16 protein-coding genes are annotated in these 17840 nt (G+C 61.6%); 10 read left to right on the top strand and 6 right to left on the bottom strand.

The genetic code is table 11. The features are described from left to right. Positions 1 to 206 precede the first annotated feature (206 nt). Positions 207 to 1451: a DUF3419 family protein gene (locus V9T28_RS12650; protein WP_116399293.1), complete on the top strand. Its 1245-nt coding sequence runs from the start codon at positions 207 to 209 to the stop codon at positions 1449 to 1451. Next, the gene (locus tag V9T28_RS12645) at positions 1441 to 2103 is read left to right on the top strand and encodes a class I SAM-dependent methyltransferase (protein ID WP_116399292.1); all 663 of its coding nucleotides are present in this window, start codon (positions 1441 to 1443) and stop codon (positions 2101 to 2103) included. The genes V9T28_RS12650 and V9T28_RS12645 overlap by 11 nt, the downstream gene beginning before the upstream one ends. On the opposite strand, the gene V9T28_RS12640 is transcribed toward V9T28_RS12645, so the two are convergent. Both V9T28_RS12640 and V9T28_RS12635 read right to left on the bottom strand, forming a co-directional pair. Continuing rightward, positions 2100 to 2495, bottom strand: coding sequence for a VOC family protein (locus V9T28_RS12640; RefSeq protein WP_116399291.1), 396 nt, complete (start codon positions 2493 to 2495; stop codon positions 2100 to 2102). The genes V9T28_RS12645 and V9T28_RS12640 overlap by 4 nt on opposite strands. Before the next feature lie 222 nt (positions 2496 to 2717). Next, entirely contained in the window at positions 2718 to 3500 is a 783-nt protein-coding gene (locus V9T28_RS12635; RefSeq protein ID WP_116399290.1) for a class I SAM-dependent methyltransferase, read from the bottom strand. Between the two features lie 147 nt (positions 3501 to 3647). On the opposite strand from V9T28_RS12635, the gene fabD reads away from it, so the two are divergent. The 8 genes from fabD (at position 3648) to gmk (ending at position 11767) form a co-directional block, all read left to right on the top strand. Then, positions 3648 to 4592: an ACP S-malonyltransferase gene (gene fabD, locus V9T28_RS12630; RefSeq protein WP_116399289.1), complete on the top strand. Its 945-nt coding sequence runs from the start codon at positions 3648 to 3650 to the stop codon at positions 4590 to 4592. Further along, complete coding sequence (gene rarD, locus V9T28_RS12625; protein ID WP_116399288.1) at positions 4561 to 5526, top strand: EamA family transporter RarD; 966 nt, start codon at positions 4561 to 4563, stop codon at positions 5524 to 5526. The genes fabD and rarD overlap by 32 nt, the downstream gene beginning before the upstream one ends. A gap of 7 nt (positions 5527 to 5533) precedes the next feature. After that, on the top strand, positions 5534 to 6271 hold the full coding sequence (gene fabG, locus V9T28_RS12620; protein ID WP_116399287.1) for a 3-oxoacyl-[acyl-carrier-protein] reductase: 738 nt from the start codon (positions 5534 to 5536) through the stop codon (positions 6269 to 6271). A gap of 185 nt (positions 6272 to 6456) precedes the next feature. Continuing rightward, complete coding sequence (locus V9T28_RS12615; protein ID WP_116399843.1) at positions 6457 to 6696, top strand: acyl carrier protein; 240 nt, start codon at positions 6457 to 6459, stop codon at positions 6694 to 6696. 139 nt (positions 6697 to 6835) lie between these two features. Beyond that, complete coding sequence (fabF, locus tag V9T28_RS12610) at positions 6836 to 8095, top strand: beta-ketoacyl-ACP synthase II (RefSeq protein WP_116399286.1); 1260 nt, start codon at positions 6836 to 6838, stop codon at positions 8093 to 8095. Positions 8096 to 8349: 254 nt separating this feature from the next. Next, on the top strand, positions 8350 to 10149 hold the full coding sequence (gene mltG / locus V9T28_RS12605) for an endolytic transglycosylase MltG (RefSeq protein WP_245423900.1): 1800 nt from the start codon (positions 8350 to 8352) through the stop codon (positions 10147 to 10149). 87 nt (positions 10150 to 10236) lie between these two features. Further along, complete coding sequence (locus V9T28_RS12600) at positions 10237 to 11106, top strand: YicC/YloC family endoribonuclease (RefSeq protein WP_245423899.1); 870 nt, start codon at positions 10237 to 10239, stop codon at positions 11104 to 11106. Positions 11107 to 11110: 4 nt separating this feature from the next. Continuing rightward, positions 11111 to 11767 (top strand): guanylate kinase, encoded by a 657-nt coding sequence (gene gmk, locus V9T28_RS12595; protein WP_199499972.1) that lies wholly within the window; start codon positions 11111 to 11113, stop codon positions 11765 to 11767. 1 nt (position 11768) lies between these two features. Here gmk and rsmA read toward each other — a convergent pair whose 3' ends face one another. The 4 genes from rsmA to lptF form a co-directional block, all read right to left on the bottom strand. Beyond that, positions 11769 to 12623: a 16S rRNA (adenine(1518)-N(6)/adenine(1519)-N(6))-dimethyltransferase RsmA gene (gene rsmA, locus V9T28_RS12590; RefSeq protein WP_116399284.1), complete on the bottom strand. Its 855-nt coding sequence runs from the start codon at positions 12621 to 12623 to the stop codon at positions 11769 to 11771. 120 nt (positions 12624 to 12743) lie between these two features. Further along, complete coding sequence (locus tag V9T28_RS12585; protein WP_245423897.1) at positions 12744 to 15371, bottom strand: LPS-assembly protein LptD; 2628 nt, start codon at positions 15369 to 15371, stop codon at positions 12744 to 12746. Next, on the bottom strand, positions 15372 to 16457 hold the full coding sequence (gene lptG / locus V9T28_RS12580; RefSeq protein WP_116399283.1) for an LPS export ABC transporter permease LptG: 1086 nt from the start codon (positions 16455 to 16457) through the stop codon (positions 15372 to 15374). Beyond that, positions 16457 to 17605, bottom strand: a complete 1149-nt coding sequence (gene lptF, locus V9T28_RS12575) for an LPS export ABC transporter permease LptF (RefSeq protein WP_116399282.1) — start codon at positions 17603 to 17605, stop codon at positions 16457 to 16459. The genes lptG and lptF overlap by 1 nt, the downstream gene beginning before the upstream one ends. Positions 17606 to 17840 lie beyond the last annotated feature (235 nt).

Raw genomic sequence — 17840 nt, 5'->3', positions numbered from 1 at the left:
CCGAAATCGGGCACCTGTTGGAGAATCAAGGCATAATCGCTGGCCGACAGCGGCGCCATATCAAGGGGCGCTGCTCGCTCCACTATTCTTCGACCAGCGCCATCCCCTCTCCACCGCTTCCATGCGGCAGAAGAGCCCCCCGTCACACGGCTGTCATGCTATGCTCATATTCGGCCCGGCCATCGAATAAATCGAGGGGCTCGCTCATGGCAGGAATTGGCCGTTTCATTCAGCGCACGACCGAGGAGGGGTTGAAGACAGCCGTTCACCGGCACAAGCCTTTGTCGCGGCGCGGTCTCCAAGAACGGTTGTTCACGCTCGCCTTTCGCCAGCTCGTCTATCCTCAGATCTGGGAAGACCCGAATGTCGACCGGGAGGCGCTGCAATTGAAGTCCGGCGAGCGGCTGATCGCCATTGCTTCGGGCGGCTGCAATGCTTTGTCCTATCTGATCGACGATCCGAAAGAGGTCCTTGCAGTCGATCTCAACGGGGCGCATATCGCGCTCAACCGCCTCAAGATCGCGGGACTGGAGTGGCTCGATCAGGGCGAGTTTTTCCGTTTCTTCGGCCGGGCCGAGAGCCGCGCCAATATTGCTGTCTACGACGAGAAACTGCGGCCGCGTCTCGATCCCGCCTCACGCGCTTATTGGGACGGACGCGACCTTTCCGGCCGCCGCCGTATCGACGCCTTCGCCCGCAATTTCTATCGGCATGGATTGCTGGGCCGCTTCATCGGCGCCGGCCACGCGGTCGCGAAACTTTACGGCGCGCGGCTCGACACGGTCCTGCAAGCCGATTCGCTCGCCGAACAGCGCCAGGCGTTCGAGAACGAGATTGCACCCTTGTTCGAAAAGCGTTTCGTGCGCTGGCTGGCGCGGCGCCCGTCCGCGCTCTATGGGCTCGGCATTCCACCCGCCCAATATACCGCACTGGCTTCTGACGGTCCCGACGGCATTGCCAGCGTGCTCAAGCGTCGCGTCGAGCGGCTCGCCTGCGACTTTCCTGTCAGAGAGAATTATTTCGCCTGGCAGGCCTTCGGGCGGCGCTACGCGGGGGCGGCTGCGCCGAGCGTGCCGCCCTATCTCGAGGCGGCGCATTTCCCCGCGCTGCGCGAGCGTGCGAGCCGGATCACCCTGCGCCATATCTCCTTCACCGAACGGCTGCAGCGCGAGCAGGCGCGGAGCCTCGACGCCTATGTGCTGCTCGATGCGCAGGATTGGATGAACGACGCGACGCTGACGGCGTTGTGGAGTGAAATCGCGCGCACCGCCAAGCCGGGTGCGCGCGTCATTTTCCGCACCGCAGCGGACGAGCGTTTGCTGCCGGGACGCGTTCCGGACGAAATCCTCTCGTTGTTCCGCTACGACGCCGGGCGCTCGCAGGAATTGGGTGCGAAGGATCGTTCGTCGATCTACGGCGCCTTCCATCTGTATCAGCGCCATGACGCCTGACGCTGCCGGAACCGCCGACGCGGCGAGGCTGATGGATCGGATGTACCGCCATCAGCGGCACATCTACGATTTCACGCGCAAGTTCTACCTGCTGGGGCGCGATGAATTGATCCGCGACCTCGCACCGCCCACCGGGGCGCGCGTGCTGGAAATCGGCTGCGGGACAGGCCGCAACCTTATCCGCGCGGGCCGCCATTATGGCGCGGTGCAGTTCTATGGGCTCGACGTCTCCGCCGAAATGCTCGCGACGGCGCGCGCGGAAATCGCGCGCGCTGGATTGGGAGCGCGCGTCACCGTTGTGCAAGCCGACGCGACTGCCTTCGACGCCGAAGCTCTGTTCGGCGTTGCGCATTTCGAGCGGGTGTTCATCTCCTATGCGCTGTCGATGATCCCGCCGTGGCGCGAGGTGCTGCCGCGCGCCGCAGCGGCGCTGGCTCCTGGCGGTTCCTTGCAGATCGTTGACTTCGGCGATTGCGGCGAATTGCCGGGCGCCTTTCGCGGCGCGCTCAAGGCTTGGCTCGCCGCTTTCGGCGTTCATCCTCGCGAGAATTTGCAGACCGACCTCGACACATTTGCGAAGGAATATGGGCTTTCGGCCGAGTTTCGCCCGCTGTTCCGCCGTTATGCTTTCCTTGCGCGTCTGAGCGCTTAAGCGGCGCGTAGCTCGATCAAGTCCCATTTATTGCCATAGAGATCGGCAAAGACCGCGACAATGCCATAGGGCTCATGCCGCGGCTCTTCGAGGAACCTGACGCCGCGCGCCTTGTATAGCGCATGGTCACGTTCAAAGTCGTCCGTCTGCAGGAACAGCAACACGCGCCCGCCGGCCTGATTGCCGATGGCGGCGATCTGCGCGTCGCCCTGTGCTTTGGCGAGAAGCAAGCCGGTTTCGCTCGCGCCCGCGGGGCACACGACGACCCATCTTTTGTCGTCGCCGAGTTGCGCGTCCTCGCGCAGGAGAAAGCCAAGCTTTTGCGTGTAATAGGCGATCGCCTCGTCATAGTCGCGCACGACAAGGGTCATCAGGACGATCTTTTGCGTCATGTCATTCCAAACATTTTCAGAGTTGAAACATAGACCGTCATTGCGAGCGCAGCGAAGCAATCCATCCACCCATCAACGATTTCGCCACCATGGTGACAAGAGTGACATCTAGTAGCGAGAGAGATCATCACCGACCTCGGTTCGAGGATGGATTGCTTCGCTACGCTCGCAATGACGGCTTCGAGTGAAAGTAGTGCCCTTAGTATCAGCCATATCAAATACTCAACCAATCTTCGTCGTCCAATAGACATTCGTTCTGTAGCGGACGTCCACCACGTCGTGGCCCGCAAGGTCCGGTTCGCTCGCGATGATCGCTGCGATCTGCGCCTGCACGTGGGCTTTCTCATCGGCCGGCAGCGCCGCAATGAAGCTGACCGACATGAAACGATTGAGGATCACATCCTCCGGCGCGCCCGTATGGCTGTGCAGGAATTGCTCTTCGTGCAACTGTCCGAAACCGTCGTGGGGAAAGGCCTCTTTCCACGCGCCGGTATGATAGCGCGGCGCATCGCCTTCATGCGCGTTGACGATTTCGGTGAGCTTCGCCATCCAGGGCACCCGCTCGTCGCGCGCGTTCCAAACCAGGCCGAGCTTGCCTCCGGGCTTGAGTACACGGTGGATTTCGTCAAGCGCTGCCTTGGTCGCGAACCAGTGAAAGGCTTGGGCGCAGGCGATCGCATCGGCGGAATTGTCGGCAAGCGGAATGGATGTCGCCGTTCCCTGCCGCGCCTCCACATCGGCAAAATCCGTGACGAGCCGCGCGCGCATTTCCGGCACCGGCTCGATGGCAATGACATGCGCGCCGGTCTCACGCTGCCGCGCCGTGAACTTACCGGTGCCTGCGCCGAGGTCGACGACAATCTTGCCAGGCCCGAGGCCGAGCCGATCGCGCAGCCAGTTCCCGACCCCGGTTGGATAATCCGGCCGGCCGCGCGCATATTGCTCGGCCGTTTGCGCAAAGCCATGGGCTGCGGCCTGATGAATGGCAAAGGCGGTCTTTTCCATCGAATGCTCCTTCGGTCGGCGAGAGACTCCGGACCGCGCCGTCATACCCTGCCTGGGGCGGTCATATTGCGAAAATGTGACCGTGCCCTTGACAGTTCCTCGCCTCAATGCCAGTCCGACCGCCAATTTTTGCATTGGGAGGATCCCGTGAGCGTCGCATTCGTATTTCCGGGGCAGGGCAGTCAGGCAGTCGGCATGGGCAAGGCTTTGGGCGAGGCTTTTGCGCCTGCGCGGGCGGTTTATGCCGAAGTGGATGCGGCGCTGGACCAGAATCTGTCCCATCTGATGTTCGAGGGGCCTGAGGCCGAACTGACCCTCACCGCGAATGCCCAGCCGGCGCTGATGGCGGTCAGCCTTGCCGTCGTGCGGGTGCTCGAGGCCGAAGCCGGGCTCGACCTCGCCCGGGACGCCAAATTCGTGGCCGGCCATTCGCTCGGCGAATATTCCGCCCTTGCGGCGGCCGGCGCGCTGTCGATCGCCGATACCGCGCGCCTCCTGCGCATCCGCGGCGATGCGATGCAGCAGGCCGTGCCGGTGGGCGTCGGCGCCATGGCGGCTTTGCTCGGGCTCGATTTCGATGCCGCCGCCGCGGTGGCGCAAGAGGCCGCGCAGGGCGAGGTGTGCCAGGCCGCCAACGACAATGGCGGCGGGCAGGTCGTGATCTCCGGCGCGAAGGCGGCGGTCGAGCGGGCCATGGAGCTTGCCAAAGCGAAGGGCGCCAAGCGCGCGCTTTTGCTGCCCGTGTCCGCGCCCTTCCATTGCGCCCTCATGCAGCCCGCCGCCGACGCCATGGCGGAGGCGCTGGCGAAGGTGGAGATCCAGGTGCCGCGCGTGCCGGTCGTAGCCAATGTACTTGCCGCCCCGGTGACCGATCCCGCGCAGATCCGCAACCGCCTCGTCGAGCAGGTCACGGGCACCGTGCGCTGGCGCGAGAGCGTCGCCTATATGGCTGGGCAGGGCGTGACCCAGTTCGTCGAGCTTGGCGCCGGCAAGGTCCTGTCGGGGCTGGTGAAGCGGATCGCCGACGGCGCAACCGGCCAAGCGATCGGCACGCCGGCGGATGTCGTCGCCTGGCAGGCGGACCATGGCTGAGAGTACATCAGCGGCCGGGCAGGGCGATACGCCGCTCGGCTTCGCATTCGCCGCGGCCGCCTATATTTTCTGGGGGTTCCTGCCCTTCTATATGAAATGGGTGGCCCATATTCCGGCTACCGAAGTCGTCGCGCATCGGATCGTGTGGTCCTTGCCGATCGCGGCGGCCGTTCTGCTGGCGACCGGCCGCTTTGCCGATCTGCGGCACGTTTTTCGCTCTCCGCGCACCCTCGGCATGGCCATGGTCACGGCCGCCTTGCTGTCGGTCAATTGGGGGCTCTATGTCTGGGCCGTCGGGGTTGGGCGCGTGCTCGATGCGGCGCTCGGCTATTACATCAATCCGTTGATCACGGTCGCCCTCGGCGCCTTTCTCTTGGGCGAGCGGTTGAACCGGTTTCAGCTCGCGGCGATGGCCCTGGCGGGGATCGGCGTCGCCATTATGACATTGGCGGCCGGCGGACTGCCCTTGGTTTCCATCGGCCTTGCCTTGTCCTGGGCGCTCTATTCCCTCTCGCGCAAGACCTTGCCGATCGATTCGTCGCAAGGCTTTTTCCTCGAAGCTTTGCTGTTGACGCTGCCGTCGCTCGTCTGGATCGCGTGGGTCGAACATAGCGGCGCGGGCCATTTCGGCGACACCGGCACGGGCGATATCGCGCTTCTCCTCGGTCTTGGCTTCGTGACCGCGGTGCCGCTGCTGGTGTTCGCGAAAGGCGCCAAGCTGCTTCGGCTTTCGACCATCGGCATCATGCAATATATCGCGCCCGGCCTCGTGTTCCTGATCGCCGTGTTTTGGTTCCACGAACCTTTTGGTCTTTATAAAGCCGTGGCGTTCGGTTTTATTTGGCTGAGCGTTTTCTTGTTTTCCTACGGCATCTTCGCCAAATCGCGGCGCGGACAACGACCTATGGCTCTCGCCAATCAAAAGGAAGGATAATTGCGGCATGTTCGATCTTAGCGGTAAGACTGCGCTGGTCACCGGCGCGACGGGCGGACTGGGCGGGGCCATCGCCCGCGCCCTGCACGCTCAAGGCGCGACGGTGACGATCTCGGGAACGCGCAAAGAGGCGCTCGATCAATTGGCGAGCGAACTCGGCGAACGGGTCCACAGCGTCCCCTGCAACCTTGCCGACAAGACCGAGGTCGAGGCCCTGTTGCCGGCGGCCGAAGCGGCAATGGGATCGCTCGATATCCTGGTGAACAATGCCGGCATCACGCGCGACGGCTTGTTCATGCGCATGAAGGACGAGGATTGGGAGACGGTGCTGAACGTCAACCTGACCTCCGCGTTCCGGCTGTCACGCGCCGCCCTGAAAGGCATGATGAAACGCCGCTACGGCCGCATCATCGGCATCACCTCGGTCGTCGGCGTCATGGGCAATCCGGGCCAGGGCAACTACGCTGCGTCGAAGGCCGGCATGATCGGCATGACCAAGTCGCTCGCCGCCGAAGTCGCCGTGCGCGGCATTACGGTGAACTGCATCGCGCCGGGATTCATTGCGAGCCCGATGACCGACGCACTCAACGACAAGCAGAAGGAAGCGATCCTGACAAAAGTGCCCGCCGGACGGCTGGGGCACGGGGATGAGATCGGCGCCGCGGTCGTTTATCTCGCCAGCAGCGAGGCCGGCTACGTGACTGGCCAGACCTTGCATGTCAACGGCGGCATGGCAATGATTTGAGGCAATTGGACGCGGGGGAAGCCGTCCCCCCGTCCTCTCGCTTTCGCTTATCAACTATGTTACCAACTCAAACAAGCCAGTTGCCTTGCGGCGGACTTTCTGCCATCAGGGCGCAAGCTGGCACGGAATTCGAGAGGACCAACCTCTTCGCGAGCCGACTTTGGTATTAAATGGGGATTTTGACGATGAGTGATATCGCCGATCGCGTGAAGAAGATCGTTGTGGAACACCTGGGCGTGGATGCCGACAAAGTTGTCGACAACGCCAATTTCATCGATGATCTGGGCGCGGATTCGCTCGATATCGTTGAGCTTGTGATGGCTTTCGAAGAGGAATTCGGCGTCGAGATTCCGGATGACCAGGCTGAGACCATCACGACGGTGGGCGATGCGATCAAGTTCCTCGAAAAGAACGCCAAGGCCTAAGCTCGCCTTCGAGTTTCCTTTTTTATGATGGAATTTCTCAGGGCTGGTGCAAACCGGCCCTGATCGCGTTTGAATTTGGAAGCCGGCCTGCGCCCCGATTTGGGGTAGGGTCCGTAGAAGAACCGAAGGCGGAGTCGGGATGAGAAGAGTCGTCGTCACAGGTATGGGAATGGTGACGCCGCTGGGCGGCAACTTGGAGACGACCTGGCGTCGCTTGTTGGCCGGCGAAAGCGGAACCCAGCGAATCGACCGCTTCGAGGTCTCCGATTTGCCATGCCAGATCGCGTGCCAGGTGCCACGCGGCGACGGGACGGACGGCACGTTCAATCCCGATCTTGCCATGGAGCCGAAAGAGCAGCGCAAGGTCGACGAGTTCATCACCTTCGCCATGTCAGCCGCCAAGGAAGCGCTCGAAGACGCTGGCTGGCAGCCCAAGACCTATGAAGATCAGATCGTGTCGGGCGTGCTGATCGGCTCGGGCATCGGCGGCCTCGGTGGTATCGCTGATGCGGCGCTCTTGATGCAGGCTAAAGGCCCGCGCCGCATTTCGCCGTTCTTTATTCCCGGCCGCCTGATCAATCTCGCCAGCGGCTACGTGTCGATCGCGCACGGGTTGAAAGGTCCTAACCATTCGGTGGTGACGGCCTGTTCCACCGGTGCGCACGCGATTGGCGATGCGGCGCGACTCATCGCCCTGGGTGATGCAGACGTGATGGTCGCCGGCGGCGCGGAATCGCCGATCCAGCGGCTTGGCGTCGCCGGTTTTTCCGCCTGCCGCGCTCTGTCGACCAATTTCAACGATTCGCCGAAAAAGGCGTCGCGGCCCTATGACAAGGATCGCGACGGGTTCGTGATGGGCGAAGGCGCCGGCTGCGTCGTGCTGGAGGAATACGAGCATGCCAAGGCGCGCGGCGCCAAGATTTATGGCGAATGGGTGGGCTATGGCCTCTCGGGCGATGCCTATCACATCACCGCCCCGTCCGAGGACGGCGACGGCGCATTCCGGTGCATGAGCATGGCCCTGAAGCGGGCCGGGCTGGCGCCGTCCGATATCGATTATATCAATTCGCACGGCACTTCGACGCCGCTCGGCGACGAGATCGAACTGGGCGCCGTGCAACGGCTGGTCGGCGATCATGCCGGCAAGCTGAAGATGTCGTCGACGAAATCCGCGATCGGCCATCTTTTGGGTGCGGCTGGCGCTGTCGAAGCGATTTTCTCGCTGCTCGCAATGCGCGACCAAATTGTGCCACCGACGCTCAATCTGGACAATCCGTCGGTCTCGACCGAGATCGACCTCGTTCCGCACAAGGCCAAGAAATGCCATATTGATGTGGCTCTTTCCAATTCCTTCGGCTTCGGCGGCACGAATGCGTCCTTGATCTTCCGTCGCCTCTAAACGGGGTGGTTTAGAGTCAAGGTTAATTTCAGCTCCGGTGCTAAGAAAGCCTCTTAATGGGCTGTTGTTGCTAGACTTTTACTCTCGATGCCAGCGCAGCGAAAATAAGTGGGAGCGATGCAGTACCGCGTGCTGTTTCGCTCGAGACGTAGCGCCAGCGCCCGAGATGGAATAAGTGTTCCGCAGCGGGTAAGGATGGGTTAACGTCAACTTTCTGGTTTCTGGCTGTTTTGCCACGGTGGACGGTGTTTTCCATGGTCGATCCGACCCCTAACGAATCGCAAGAGTCCGGCGAGCCATCGGCGGCAAAATCGGGTCCGCGTTTCTTCGGTCGCCGCGAGGCGCCGAAGAGTCCGAGTGAAGCGCTGCAGCCGCAGTCGGCGCCGCCGCCGCCGGGCCCGCCGTTACGGGCGCGGCGCTGGCCGATGCTGTCGGCCCTTAGCGGCGGTCTGACCTTCGTCTTGATCGCTATCGTCGCCCTGGTGCTAGGCTACGGATTCGCCAATAAAATTGCCCGCGAGCCGGGCCCCTTGCCGGCGGACAAGATCGTTTTCATTCCGCCACACACCGATTTCCCTGACATTCTGGACCAGCTCGAAACTGAGGGCGTGACTGACAATACGCTCATGCTGAATGCCCTGCTGACGATGGAGGGCAATCGTAGTAAAGTCCGGGCCGGTGAGTATTTGTTCAAAGCCAATGTCAGCATGCGCGAGGTCATGGACATTCTGGTGGCCGGCAAGCAGGTCGCGCATAAGATCACCATTCCGGAAGGCCTGACCAGCGAGCAGATCGTCCAGCGCCTGAAGGACGATACGGAACTCGAGGGCGACGTCAAGGATGTGCCGAAGGAAGGCAGCCTGTTGCCGGAAACCTATAGTTTCGTGCGCGGCACCCAGCGCGGCGAAATTTTGCGTCAGATGCAGGAGGCGGAGAAGAAGGCCACGGTGCAGATCTGGGCGAAACACGATCCCAATCTGCCGATCCTGAAAACGCCATATGAGATGGTGACTTTGGCCTCGATCGTCGAAAAGGAGACGGGCAAGGCGGACGAGCGCCCGCATGTGGCGAGCGTCTTCCTCAACCGCCTCGACAAGCGCATGCGCCTGCAATCCGACCCAACGATCGTGTACGGCATCGTCGGCGGCAAGGGATCGCTCGGCCGCGGTATCACGCGGGCCGAAATCGACCAGCCGACCGCTTACAACACCTATGCGATCGACGGTTTGCCGCCAGGCCCCATTTGCAACCCCGGCAAGGCGGCGATGGAGGCGGTCGCGAATCCGTCCAGGAGCAAGGACCTCTATTTTGTCGCGGACGGAACCGGCGGACATGTCTTTGCCGAGACGCTCGACCAGCACGTGAAGAACGTGCAGCACTGGCGACAGATCGAGAAGGACGTGAAGGACCGCGCGCTGCCCGATGCCGACAAGTTTATGACACCGCCGGTGCCGGGGCAGCGCACCGAGCTTGAGCACGACCTGACCGCGCCGAATGGCAATGTTACCGCCTATGCCGCGCAGCGCGCCGATCCGGTCGCGCAGAACGATGCCCAGGCAGCGATCGCCCATGCAGCGCCGGTCGCGGCGCTGCCCATGACGGCGCAGGCAACTGTGCCGCCGTCCGCGCAGAAAGGGAAAAGCACCAAGTCGGCTGCGCCGCCGCAGAATTTTTCCATCGGCCCCCGGATCGAAGATTTGAATTTGAACATTCGAGGCGCGACCGACCAGGACGAAGACGCGGATGCCGCCAAACCGCAGCCGGCGCTGGCTGCGCAGACCGCCGATCCGCCGCCGCCTTTCCCGATATCGCCGGAACGGCTTGCCGAGATTCGCGCGCGCGCCGCGCAATATGGTCTCACAACTCCGCCGCCGCAAAATGTGCTGCAGCTCAATCCGCAGCGGTCAGCGCAGCCGGCCGGTACGGCGCAAGCGGCTCAATTCGGTAGCAGCAAATACAAGGTCACAGATGTTTCCGAAGGAACGCCCCTCGATCCGCTGCTGAACAAGGGCTACGATCTCACCACCGCGAAAACCGTGCCGCCGCTGCACTGATCTTGCGGCGCACCGGGTCCAATCCGAACTCTTTTCCGACGAATGCTGATGGCGTCCATATCGAATCCTGAAGGGCTTGTGGCGAGTATGACCGGATTCGCGCGAATCTCAGGCCATGTCGGCAATTGGACTTGGGCTTGGGAGCTCAAGACCGTGAATGCCAAGGGCCTCGATCTACGCCTGCGGATGCCAACCGGTTTCGATGCGATCGACGGCGACGTGCGGGCGCGGCTGGCCAAAAGCGTCGCGCGCGGTTCCTGTTACGCGACGCTAAGCGCGCAACGCGAAGCGCCGAGTCCGACGGTCCGGGTAAACACCGATGTTCTCGCCAAGCTCATTGAGATTCTGCACCCGATCGCGCTCCAGCGCGGCCTTGAAGGACCCTCGCTCGATGGGCTTCTCGCGATCCGCGGCGTGGTCGAGATGAATGAGGATGCGCCGGCGGAAGCCGAGACTGAGGTTAGCCAAGCGATTCTGGCCGGCCTCGACCGCGCCGCCGGCGATCTTGCGCAGATGCGTCGCCGCGAAGGCGAGGCGCTCAGCCAGATTTTGCAGCATCGCCTCGACCGGATCGCGCTGCTCACCAACAAGGCCGAACATGCGCCGGCCCGCGCGCCCGAGGCCGTCAAGGCGCGTCTTGTGGCCTCAGTCGCGGCCCTGATCGACACCAATTCCGCTCTCGACGTCAACCGGCTGCACCAGGAAGCCATGCTGCTTGCGGCGAAGGCGGATATTCGCGAGGAATTGGACCGCCTGAAGACCCACGTTCAGGCATCACGCGATTTGCTGATCGCGGGCGGCCCGATCGGCCGCCGCCTCGATTTTCTAGCGCAAGAATTCGGCCGCGAGGCCAATACGCTTTGTTCTAAGGCGAATGATGTCAGTCTGACCGCGATAGGGCTTGACCTGAAGGCCGAGATCGAACAATTCCGCGAGCAGATCCAGAATATCGAGTGATTTCATGCCATTTTCCAGCAACGCCAATCACATTCGCCGCCGCGGTCTGATGCTGATCCTGTCCTCGCCCTCCGGCGCCGGCAAGACGACGCTGACGCGGATGCTGTTGCAGGACAAGTTGATCGATCTGACCTTGTCGGTTTCCGTCACGACGCGGGCGCGCCGGTCGTCGGAAATCGACGGCATCCATTATCATTTCATTTCGCGTCCCGAGTTCGACCGACGCCGCGATGCCGGCGATTTGCTGGAATGGGCCGAGGTGCACGGCAATTGCTACGGCTCGCCGCGCGGCCCCGTGGAGGCCGTGCTGCAAGAGGGCCGGGATGTTCTGTTCGATATCGATTATCAAGGCACGCAGCAGGTGCGCGAGAAGGCGCCAGACGATGTGGTGACCGTGTTCATCCTGCCGCCGTCGATGCGCGAGCTGAAGGCCCGTCTCATTCGCCGGGCGGAGGATGCGCCCGAGACGATCGCGAAGCGGCTCACCAACGCCCGCAACGAAATCCAGCGCTGGACCTCCTACGATTATGTGCTCGTCAACGACGACCTGCAGCGCACCTTGGGCGACGTGCTGACCATTTTGAAAGCTGAGCGCTTGAGGCGGAATCGGCAGGAAAACGGCGTGAAACAATTCGTGCAAGGTCTGTTGAGCGAAGAGTAGCTCACCGGCTTCGCAGAATGACCAACTGCTGCGCGAGGCGCACGAAGCCTGCGACATCCACTTCTTCCGCGCGTTTCGTTCCGTCGATCCCTGCGGCGTTGAGAAGTTCGAGCGCCTCAACGCCCAATCCTTTCAGGGATTGGCGCAACATCTTGCGGCGCTGATGGAAGGCGGCTTGCGTGACGGCCGAGAGAATCTCGATTCTGCACGGCAAAGGATCGGTGCGGGGCAGGAGTTCGACGACTGATGACACGACCTTCGGCGGCGGCGTGAACGCGCTCGGCGGAACGTCGAAAAGAATCCGCGCCTTGGTGAGACAGCCGCACAGCACGCCGAGGCGCCCGTAATCGACGCGCTGTTCGGGCGTCGCGACGATACGTTCCGCAACCTCGCGCTGAAACATCAGGGTCAGCTTGTCGTACCAAGGCGGCCAAACCGGACTTTCCAGCCACTGGACCAGCAGAGCGGTGCCGATATTGTAGGGGAGGTTGGCGCAGATTTGTTTGCGGCCCGCAACGCCGGCGACCAGTTGCGCGAGATCCGTTGCGAGCGCGTCGCCGGCGACAATCTCCAACCGATCGGGATAGTGAGCCGCAATTTCGCTAAGCGCCGCAAGGCAGCGCTCGTCGCGCTCGACTGCGATGACTTCACGCGCGCCCGCCGCCAGCAAGGCGCGCGTGAGGCCTCCCGGTCCTGGGCCGATTTCGACCACCGTCACATCGTCGAGCGGCCCCGCGGCGCGCGCGATGCGGGACGTCAAGTTGAGATCGAACAGGAAGTTTTGCCCCAGCGACTTTTTCGGCTCCAGCCCATGCGCCCGCACGACCTCGCGAAGCGGCGGCAGCGTGTCGATCATCGCGCAACGGCGAGGTAGGAGGAACGTCGGCACAAAGAGGCACTCGCGACTTTTTGCGCCTCGCTTCGACCGGAGAAAGCCGGTGAACCGCTCCCCGAACTCGCTCGGCCAATCATGGGATTAATGGGCCGACGCAATGCCATCCAATGTCTCGTTCGTATCCGACCCGATGGATTGCTTGAACTTGACGTCGCCCAAGGTCCGCAATTCCAGATTCACCAAGAAGACCTGATTGTGCGTCTTGGTGCCCGAGCCCGGATCGGAGAGAGCGTTGATGTATTGGAGGCTGAACGTCGTGCAATCATCCTGATAGCCGACCATGGCATTGAAATCGCCGACTGTGAAAAGCGGGTAATTCGGATAGAGCAGATTGGTCGAAGGATTGACCGTGTTGTTGTAAAGGTGGCGACCAAGGTCGAACATCACGCCGCCCGACACGTAATAATGATCGGTGAGATTGTAGCGGCTGTTGAGCGCCCAGCCCTCGCGTCGGAACGGGTAACCGAGATCCGGCTGCGCGCCATAGCGGGCATATTGCGTCGAGAAGCTCAGCGCCTTGTAATTGATGGACCAAGACGCATCGAGCGCATTGGGGGCGAACGTATCCTTGTCCCAACGGACGCGGCCGATGAAGGATGTCGAAATATTGTAGAAGGTCGGCGGCGAAAATGCCAGGCGCGACACGTAGTCGGACCGGGAGCCGTTCAGGCCGGAATCGAGGCCGGTATTGTAGACATCGGCTTGATCGTAGGAATTCTTGCCGGCCACCTGATAGGACTGACCGAACAAGGCGTTCAGATAGCCGCCTTTGCCGAAGGTCGCGGTGTATTGCGCACCAACATTGGCGCGTATGCCGCCTTCGATCCGGTCATAGCCGGAGAATTTATTGTAATCGAATAGGTTCGTGTCGTCGAAGGTGAGGCTTTGCGCGTCCTCGTTCGGAATGTTGCGCAACGACGGCGAGTTCGGGCGCACGATGATCTGGCCGATCGGTTCGATCGTCTGTGTGCCCCAATCGCTCTTGGAAATCCACGGATAGCGATATTCCAGCCCGACGCCGCCCATGGCGCGCGCTTCCGACGTATTCGCCGCCGAGAAATAATTGCCCGAAAGCTGATAGGAGTTTGAGATCGGCTGGCCGGAGCTGTTGAAGGCTTGGAAGCTGCTGTTCGTATTCAGCTCCGTCGAAATGCCGTCAACGCGGCCAAACACGAAGGGCGTCCAGACCTCGCCGAGCGAGTCGGTATATTTTTCCTTCCACTCCAGCGAACCGGACACGCGCGAATAATTGCCGCCGACCCCATTCAGCAAACAGGATCCGACCTTGTATTGCTGGCAGACCGAATAGCTCTGATAGGGCGTGAGCGTCGTTTGATAGGATGCGAGCGTGCGGTTGATATTGACCGCGTTCATGTCGGCGGTGATTTGGCCGCCGATCGCACCAAGCGTGTCGCCAAATCGTTCTTTCGTCACATCGATCGACTTGTTGTAGTCGAGCAGGGGGCCGACGGTCGGTTGTTGTTTTTGAATGTCGCTGGAGGTCAGGCCGATGATGGAATAGGCACGCAGGTCGAGATAACCGCGATCGCCCTGGCCCGTGAGATAGGCGGTCGACACCGATTCCTTGAAGTAATCGTGTGCGATGCTCTCGCTGTTAAGCTTGTAGTCTTGGATATAGTACCGGTCGGAGAGTAGGGTCGCGTCCCAACCATACTTCCACTTGTCCGATATGTAGAAGAGGCCGGTCGTCTCGAGCGAGCCGCGATAGTCGCGGTTTGTCACTGGCGCGCCGTTCGCGGGCGCATCGGCGGAGGCAAAAGCGCTTGGCTCGGCTTGCTTGATGCCCGAAACGCGCACCGTGTAGGAGCCATTCGACAGGCGGTGCCGCCACTCGACTTCGCCCAGGAAGCCCTGTTTCGAGAGCACGGAACCCGTGAGGGTCAGATCGTAATTCGGCGCGAGGTTCCAGAAGTAAGGAATGCCGACGCCGACGCCGAGCGGGGTCGAATAGTAATAGTGCGGCGCCAGAAAGCCGGATTTCTTGGAGACGGTCGAGTCGGGGGCCGATAGAAAAGGCATCCATACGACCGGTACGCCGAGCAGATCGACGGTCGCGTTCTCGTAATAGACCATCTGCTCTTCGTTTTTGTGCGTGATGCGAACCGCGCGCACCTGCCACAGCGGCGGCCGTTCGGGATGCTCGGCGCAGGGCTCGCAAGCCGTGTAGGTCGCGTGATCGAACACCGTCGTCTCGCCGTCGGTGCGCTCGGCATGCGGCGCGGACATACGGGTTTTGTCCGAGGTGATCGAGCGCAGCGACTCAATGAACCCGTCCCTGAAATTGTCCGTGAGATCGAAGTGATCGCCGTAAGAGACGGTGCCGTCGGCTTCCGTCATCTTGGCATTGCCTTCGGCGTAGACGCGCTTGGTGTTGCGGTCGTAAATCACCTTATCGGCTTCGAGCGTGCGGCCTTGATAATACAGGCGGACATTGCCGATAGCGGTGACTTTGCCAGTATCCTTGTCGTAGTCGAGTTCGTTCGCTTCGAGCGCAAGACGGTCCTGTTTACCGTCTTTCTGCGGGGTGGCCCTTTGCGATACTTCGTCGGATAGAGTCTGAGCGTTCGCCGGCGTCAGTGCCGGCGCGAGCAACATTGCCGCGGCAGTGAAACCGGCAAGCAACAGCCTCCGCTGGACCGTGGGCGCCAGCAGATTCCGCAAAGCCGGGGCATTCTTACGCAACCCCATTCACCCGTCCTCCAGGTGCAACAAATACAGAGACCCCAGCATCACGCCCACAATTGCGGGCGACCATGCCGCCGCGATGGGAGACATGAAGCCCGCCGTGCCGAGATCACCTACCAGTTTCGTAGCGACATAAAGCACAAACCCAGCGCCAACGCCACTCGCCACGCTTCTTGCTACACCACCCATTCTAAAAAATCTTAAAGAAAAGGATGCAGCGATAAGAACCATTGCAGCAAAAAGTAAAGGCGTCGCAAGAAGCACTTGATAACGCATAAGATACCCTGTCGCGTCCAATCCTGCAATTTCCATTCGGCGGGCAAGCTCGGGCAAGTCCCAAAATGACACAGTGTCGGGCGCGACAAAGGATTGCGTGACCTGTTCCGGGGTCAGATCGGACGCAAGATCGTAGGCGTCGACGGCTCGCGGTTCCTCGCCGGGCGCGAGGATCCGGGCCTTGTCCAAGGTCCAGAAGCCGGACTGCAAGGTCGCGCGGTCGGCGTCGACGCGTTCCTGAAAGGAGTTGTGGTCGTCGTAGACGAAGACGCTGACGGGTGCGAGAACAGAGCCGCCGTCGCTCGCCCGCTCGGCACGAATGATCGCCTGGCCGTCCACACTTTTTTGGCGCACCCAGAGCGCCGTATCGTGGTCGGCGAGGCCGGTGTTGCCGAAAATCCGCGTTTCGATTCGGTCGGCGCGCTGCTTCAGCGTCGCGGCCAACGGATTGTAGAGGGTGACCGAAACGATCCCGAGAATCAGCGCGATCAAGAGCGGCGGCATCAGAAATTGCCAAACCGACACGCCGGACGCGCGCGCGACGATCAGCTCCAACTTGCGGGTCAGCGCGATGAAGGCCCAAATCGCGCCGAACAAAAAGGCGAAGGGCAAAATTTGTTCGGCCACCGACGGGACGCGCAGCAGTGAGAGAAACGCCATGAACGGCGCGGTGGCTTGCGGCGTGTCGCCGGCGCGACGCAGCAGCTCGACGAAGTCCAAAAGATAGATGAGGCTGAAAATTCCGCCGAAAACCGACAGAATCGTGCGCAGAAAACGGTCGCCGATATAGACCCCGAGACGCCGTCCGATCATCACGCCAGCTCCTCCTGCAACCGCAGAGGCCTGGGCCTATGAAAATAGGAGCGCAGGGCCGGCATGAAGGAATAGGCGAGCGCGACGATGACTGCGGTCACCGGGATGCCGACGACCAAAATCGACATGCCCGCGAGTTTAACCAGGAGCGTGGAGGCGGCAAGGCCGGAGACGCGAATCACCGCGACCAGACCGATGGCCGAGGCGATCGCGACGCCGCGGCCTTGCCGGGTGGTCTTGGCGTGTCCCAAGGCGGCAAAGCCGACGAGGCCGAAAACGAAGGCGTAAAGCGGATTGACGAAGCGCTCGTAAAGCTCGGCGCGGTACCGCCCCTTGAGCTTGCGGACGTTGGGGCTCGCCATATTCAGGTGAAAAAGCCCGTAGGTGGTCATTTCCGCCGGTTTGACGGCCGAGGGGTCCGAGTCCTTATCGTCCTTGGGGCCGAATTGGGCGAGGTCGATGGCGTAGGATTTGAACTGAACGATGGCTGCGTCCGGATCGCCCTGTTTTTGCCGCTGGATGCTGCCCCGTTCAAGATCGAGCAAATTGACCCCATCGCCAGTGACCGCCTCGCCCCGCTCGGCGAGATAGGTATTGACTTGCGTCGCGTCGCGCCGGTCTTGCATGAAAACGCCGAGCAGGGCGCCATCCGGTGCGCGCTCGCGGAAATGAAAGACGAAACCGTCCTCGAGAGCCGTGAACACGCCGGGGCGCACGACGCGCGTCAGGAAGTCCGACCGCACGATCGCGAGCAGCGTGCGGGTCTCGCGCAAGCTCCAGGGAAGAATGTCGAGCGACAGGCTGGCGACGAGGGCCGAAACCAGCAGCATGACGGCGAGAAAGGGCCTGATCAGCCGGGACGGCGACTGGCCCGCGGCGCTCATCACGATCAGCTCGCTGTCCGTGTTCGAGCGATCCAACGTCACGATCACGGCTACGAACAGGGCGAAGGGTGCGATGTAAAGCACCAACTGTGGGATGGTCAAACCGGTGATGGAGAAGAACATCACGATCGACTGGCCTTGCGTCGTCAGAAGATTAAAAAATCGCAATGAAACCGCGATCCAGATGACGGCCGTGAGCGCGAAGAGACAGGCCAGAAAAGCCGTCAGTAGGGATTTGAAGAGATAACGCTCGACGAGACTCATACGATTCCATTCGTTGCTAGGGAATTCCTAGGCAATTTCCAATAGTTACCTCTTCTCGCCCCGGTCACGGCATTTAGCGCCGGACCGTGCGGAATACAAGTCGGCACCGAATGTTGCGGTGCAGAATCTGGTCAGACGCCCCTCTCATAATCCAATATCACCATCTAGGCCAAGTTTGGGCAAAGTTGAAAATGCTCTGTTCATACATTCCTGCGTAAATGCCGCCCTCCCATCT

It is taken from the genome of Methylovirgula sp. 4M-Z18 (genome assembly GCF_037890675.1).
Taxonomy (GTDB): Bacteria; Pseudomonadota; Alphaproteobacteria; order Rhizobiales; family Beijerinckiaceae; genus 4M-Z18.
Note: the sequence above shows the minus strand (reverse complement) of the source record. Positions and strands in the feature narration are given on the sequence as shown.

Coding starts and splice junctions, on each gene's coding strand:
- V9T28_RS12650 (WP_116399293.1), top strand. CDS start 207: ATGGCAGGAATTGGCCGTTTCATTCAGCGCACGACCGAGGAGGGGTTG.
- V9T28_RS12645 (WP_116399292.1), top strand. CDS start 1,441: ATGACGCCTGACGCTGCCGGAACCGCCGACGCGGCGAGGCTGATGGAT.
- V9T28_RS12640 (WP_116399291.1), bottom strand. CDS start 2,495: ATGACGCAAAAGATCGTCCTGATGACCCTTGTCGTGCGCGACTATGAC.
- V9T28_RS12635 (WP_116399290.1), bottom strand. CDS start 3,500: ATGGAAAAGACCGCCTTTGCCATTCATCAGGCCGCAGCCCATGGCTTT.
- rarD (WP_116399288.1), top strand. CDS start 4,561: ATGTCGTCGCCTGGCAGGCGGACCATGGCTGAGAGTACATCAGCGGCC.
- fabG (WP_116399287.1), top strand. CDS start 5,534: ATGTTCGATCTTAGCGGTAAGACTGCGCTGGTCACCGGCGCGACGGGC.
- V9T28_RS12615 (WP_116399843.1), top strand. CDS start 6,457: ATGAGTGATATCGCCGATCGCGTGAAGAAGATCGTTGTGGAACACCTG.
- fabF (WP_116399286.1), top strand. CDS start 6,836: ATGAGAAGAGTCGTCGTCACAGGTATGGGAATGGTGACGCCGCTGGGC.
- mltG (WP_245423900.1), top strand. CDS start 8,350: ATGGTCGATCCGACCCCTAACGAATCGCAAGAGTCCGGCGAGCCATCG.
- V9T28_RS12600 (WP_245423899.1), top strand. CDS start 10,237: ATGACCGGATTCGCGCGAATCTCAGGCCATGTCGGCAATTGGACTTGG.
- gmk (WP_199499972.1), top strand. CDS start 11,111: ATGCCATTTTCCAGCAACGCCAATCACATTCGCCGCCGCGGTCTGATG.
- rsmA (WP_116399284.1), bottom strand. CDS start 12,623: ATGATCGACACGCTGCCGCCGCTTCGCGAGGTCGTGCGGGCGCATGGG.
- V9T28_RS12585 (WP_245423897.1), bottom strand. CDS start 15,371: ATGGGGTTGCGTAAGAATGCCCCGGCTTTGCGGAATCTGCTGGCGCCC.
- lptG (WP_116399283.1), bottom strand. CDS start 16,457: ATGATCGGACGGCGTCTCGGGGTCTATATCGGCGACCGTTTTCTGCGC.
- lptF (WP_116399282.1), bottom strand. CDS start 17,605: ATGAGTCTCGTCGAGCGTTATCTCTTCAAATCCCTACTGACGGCTTTT.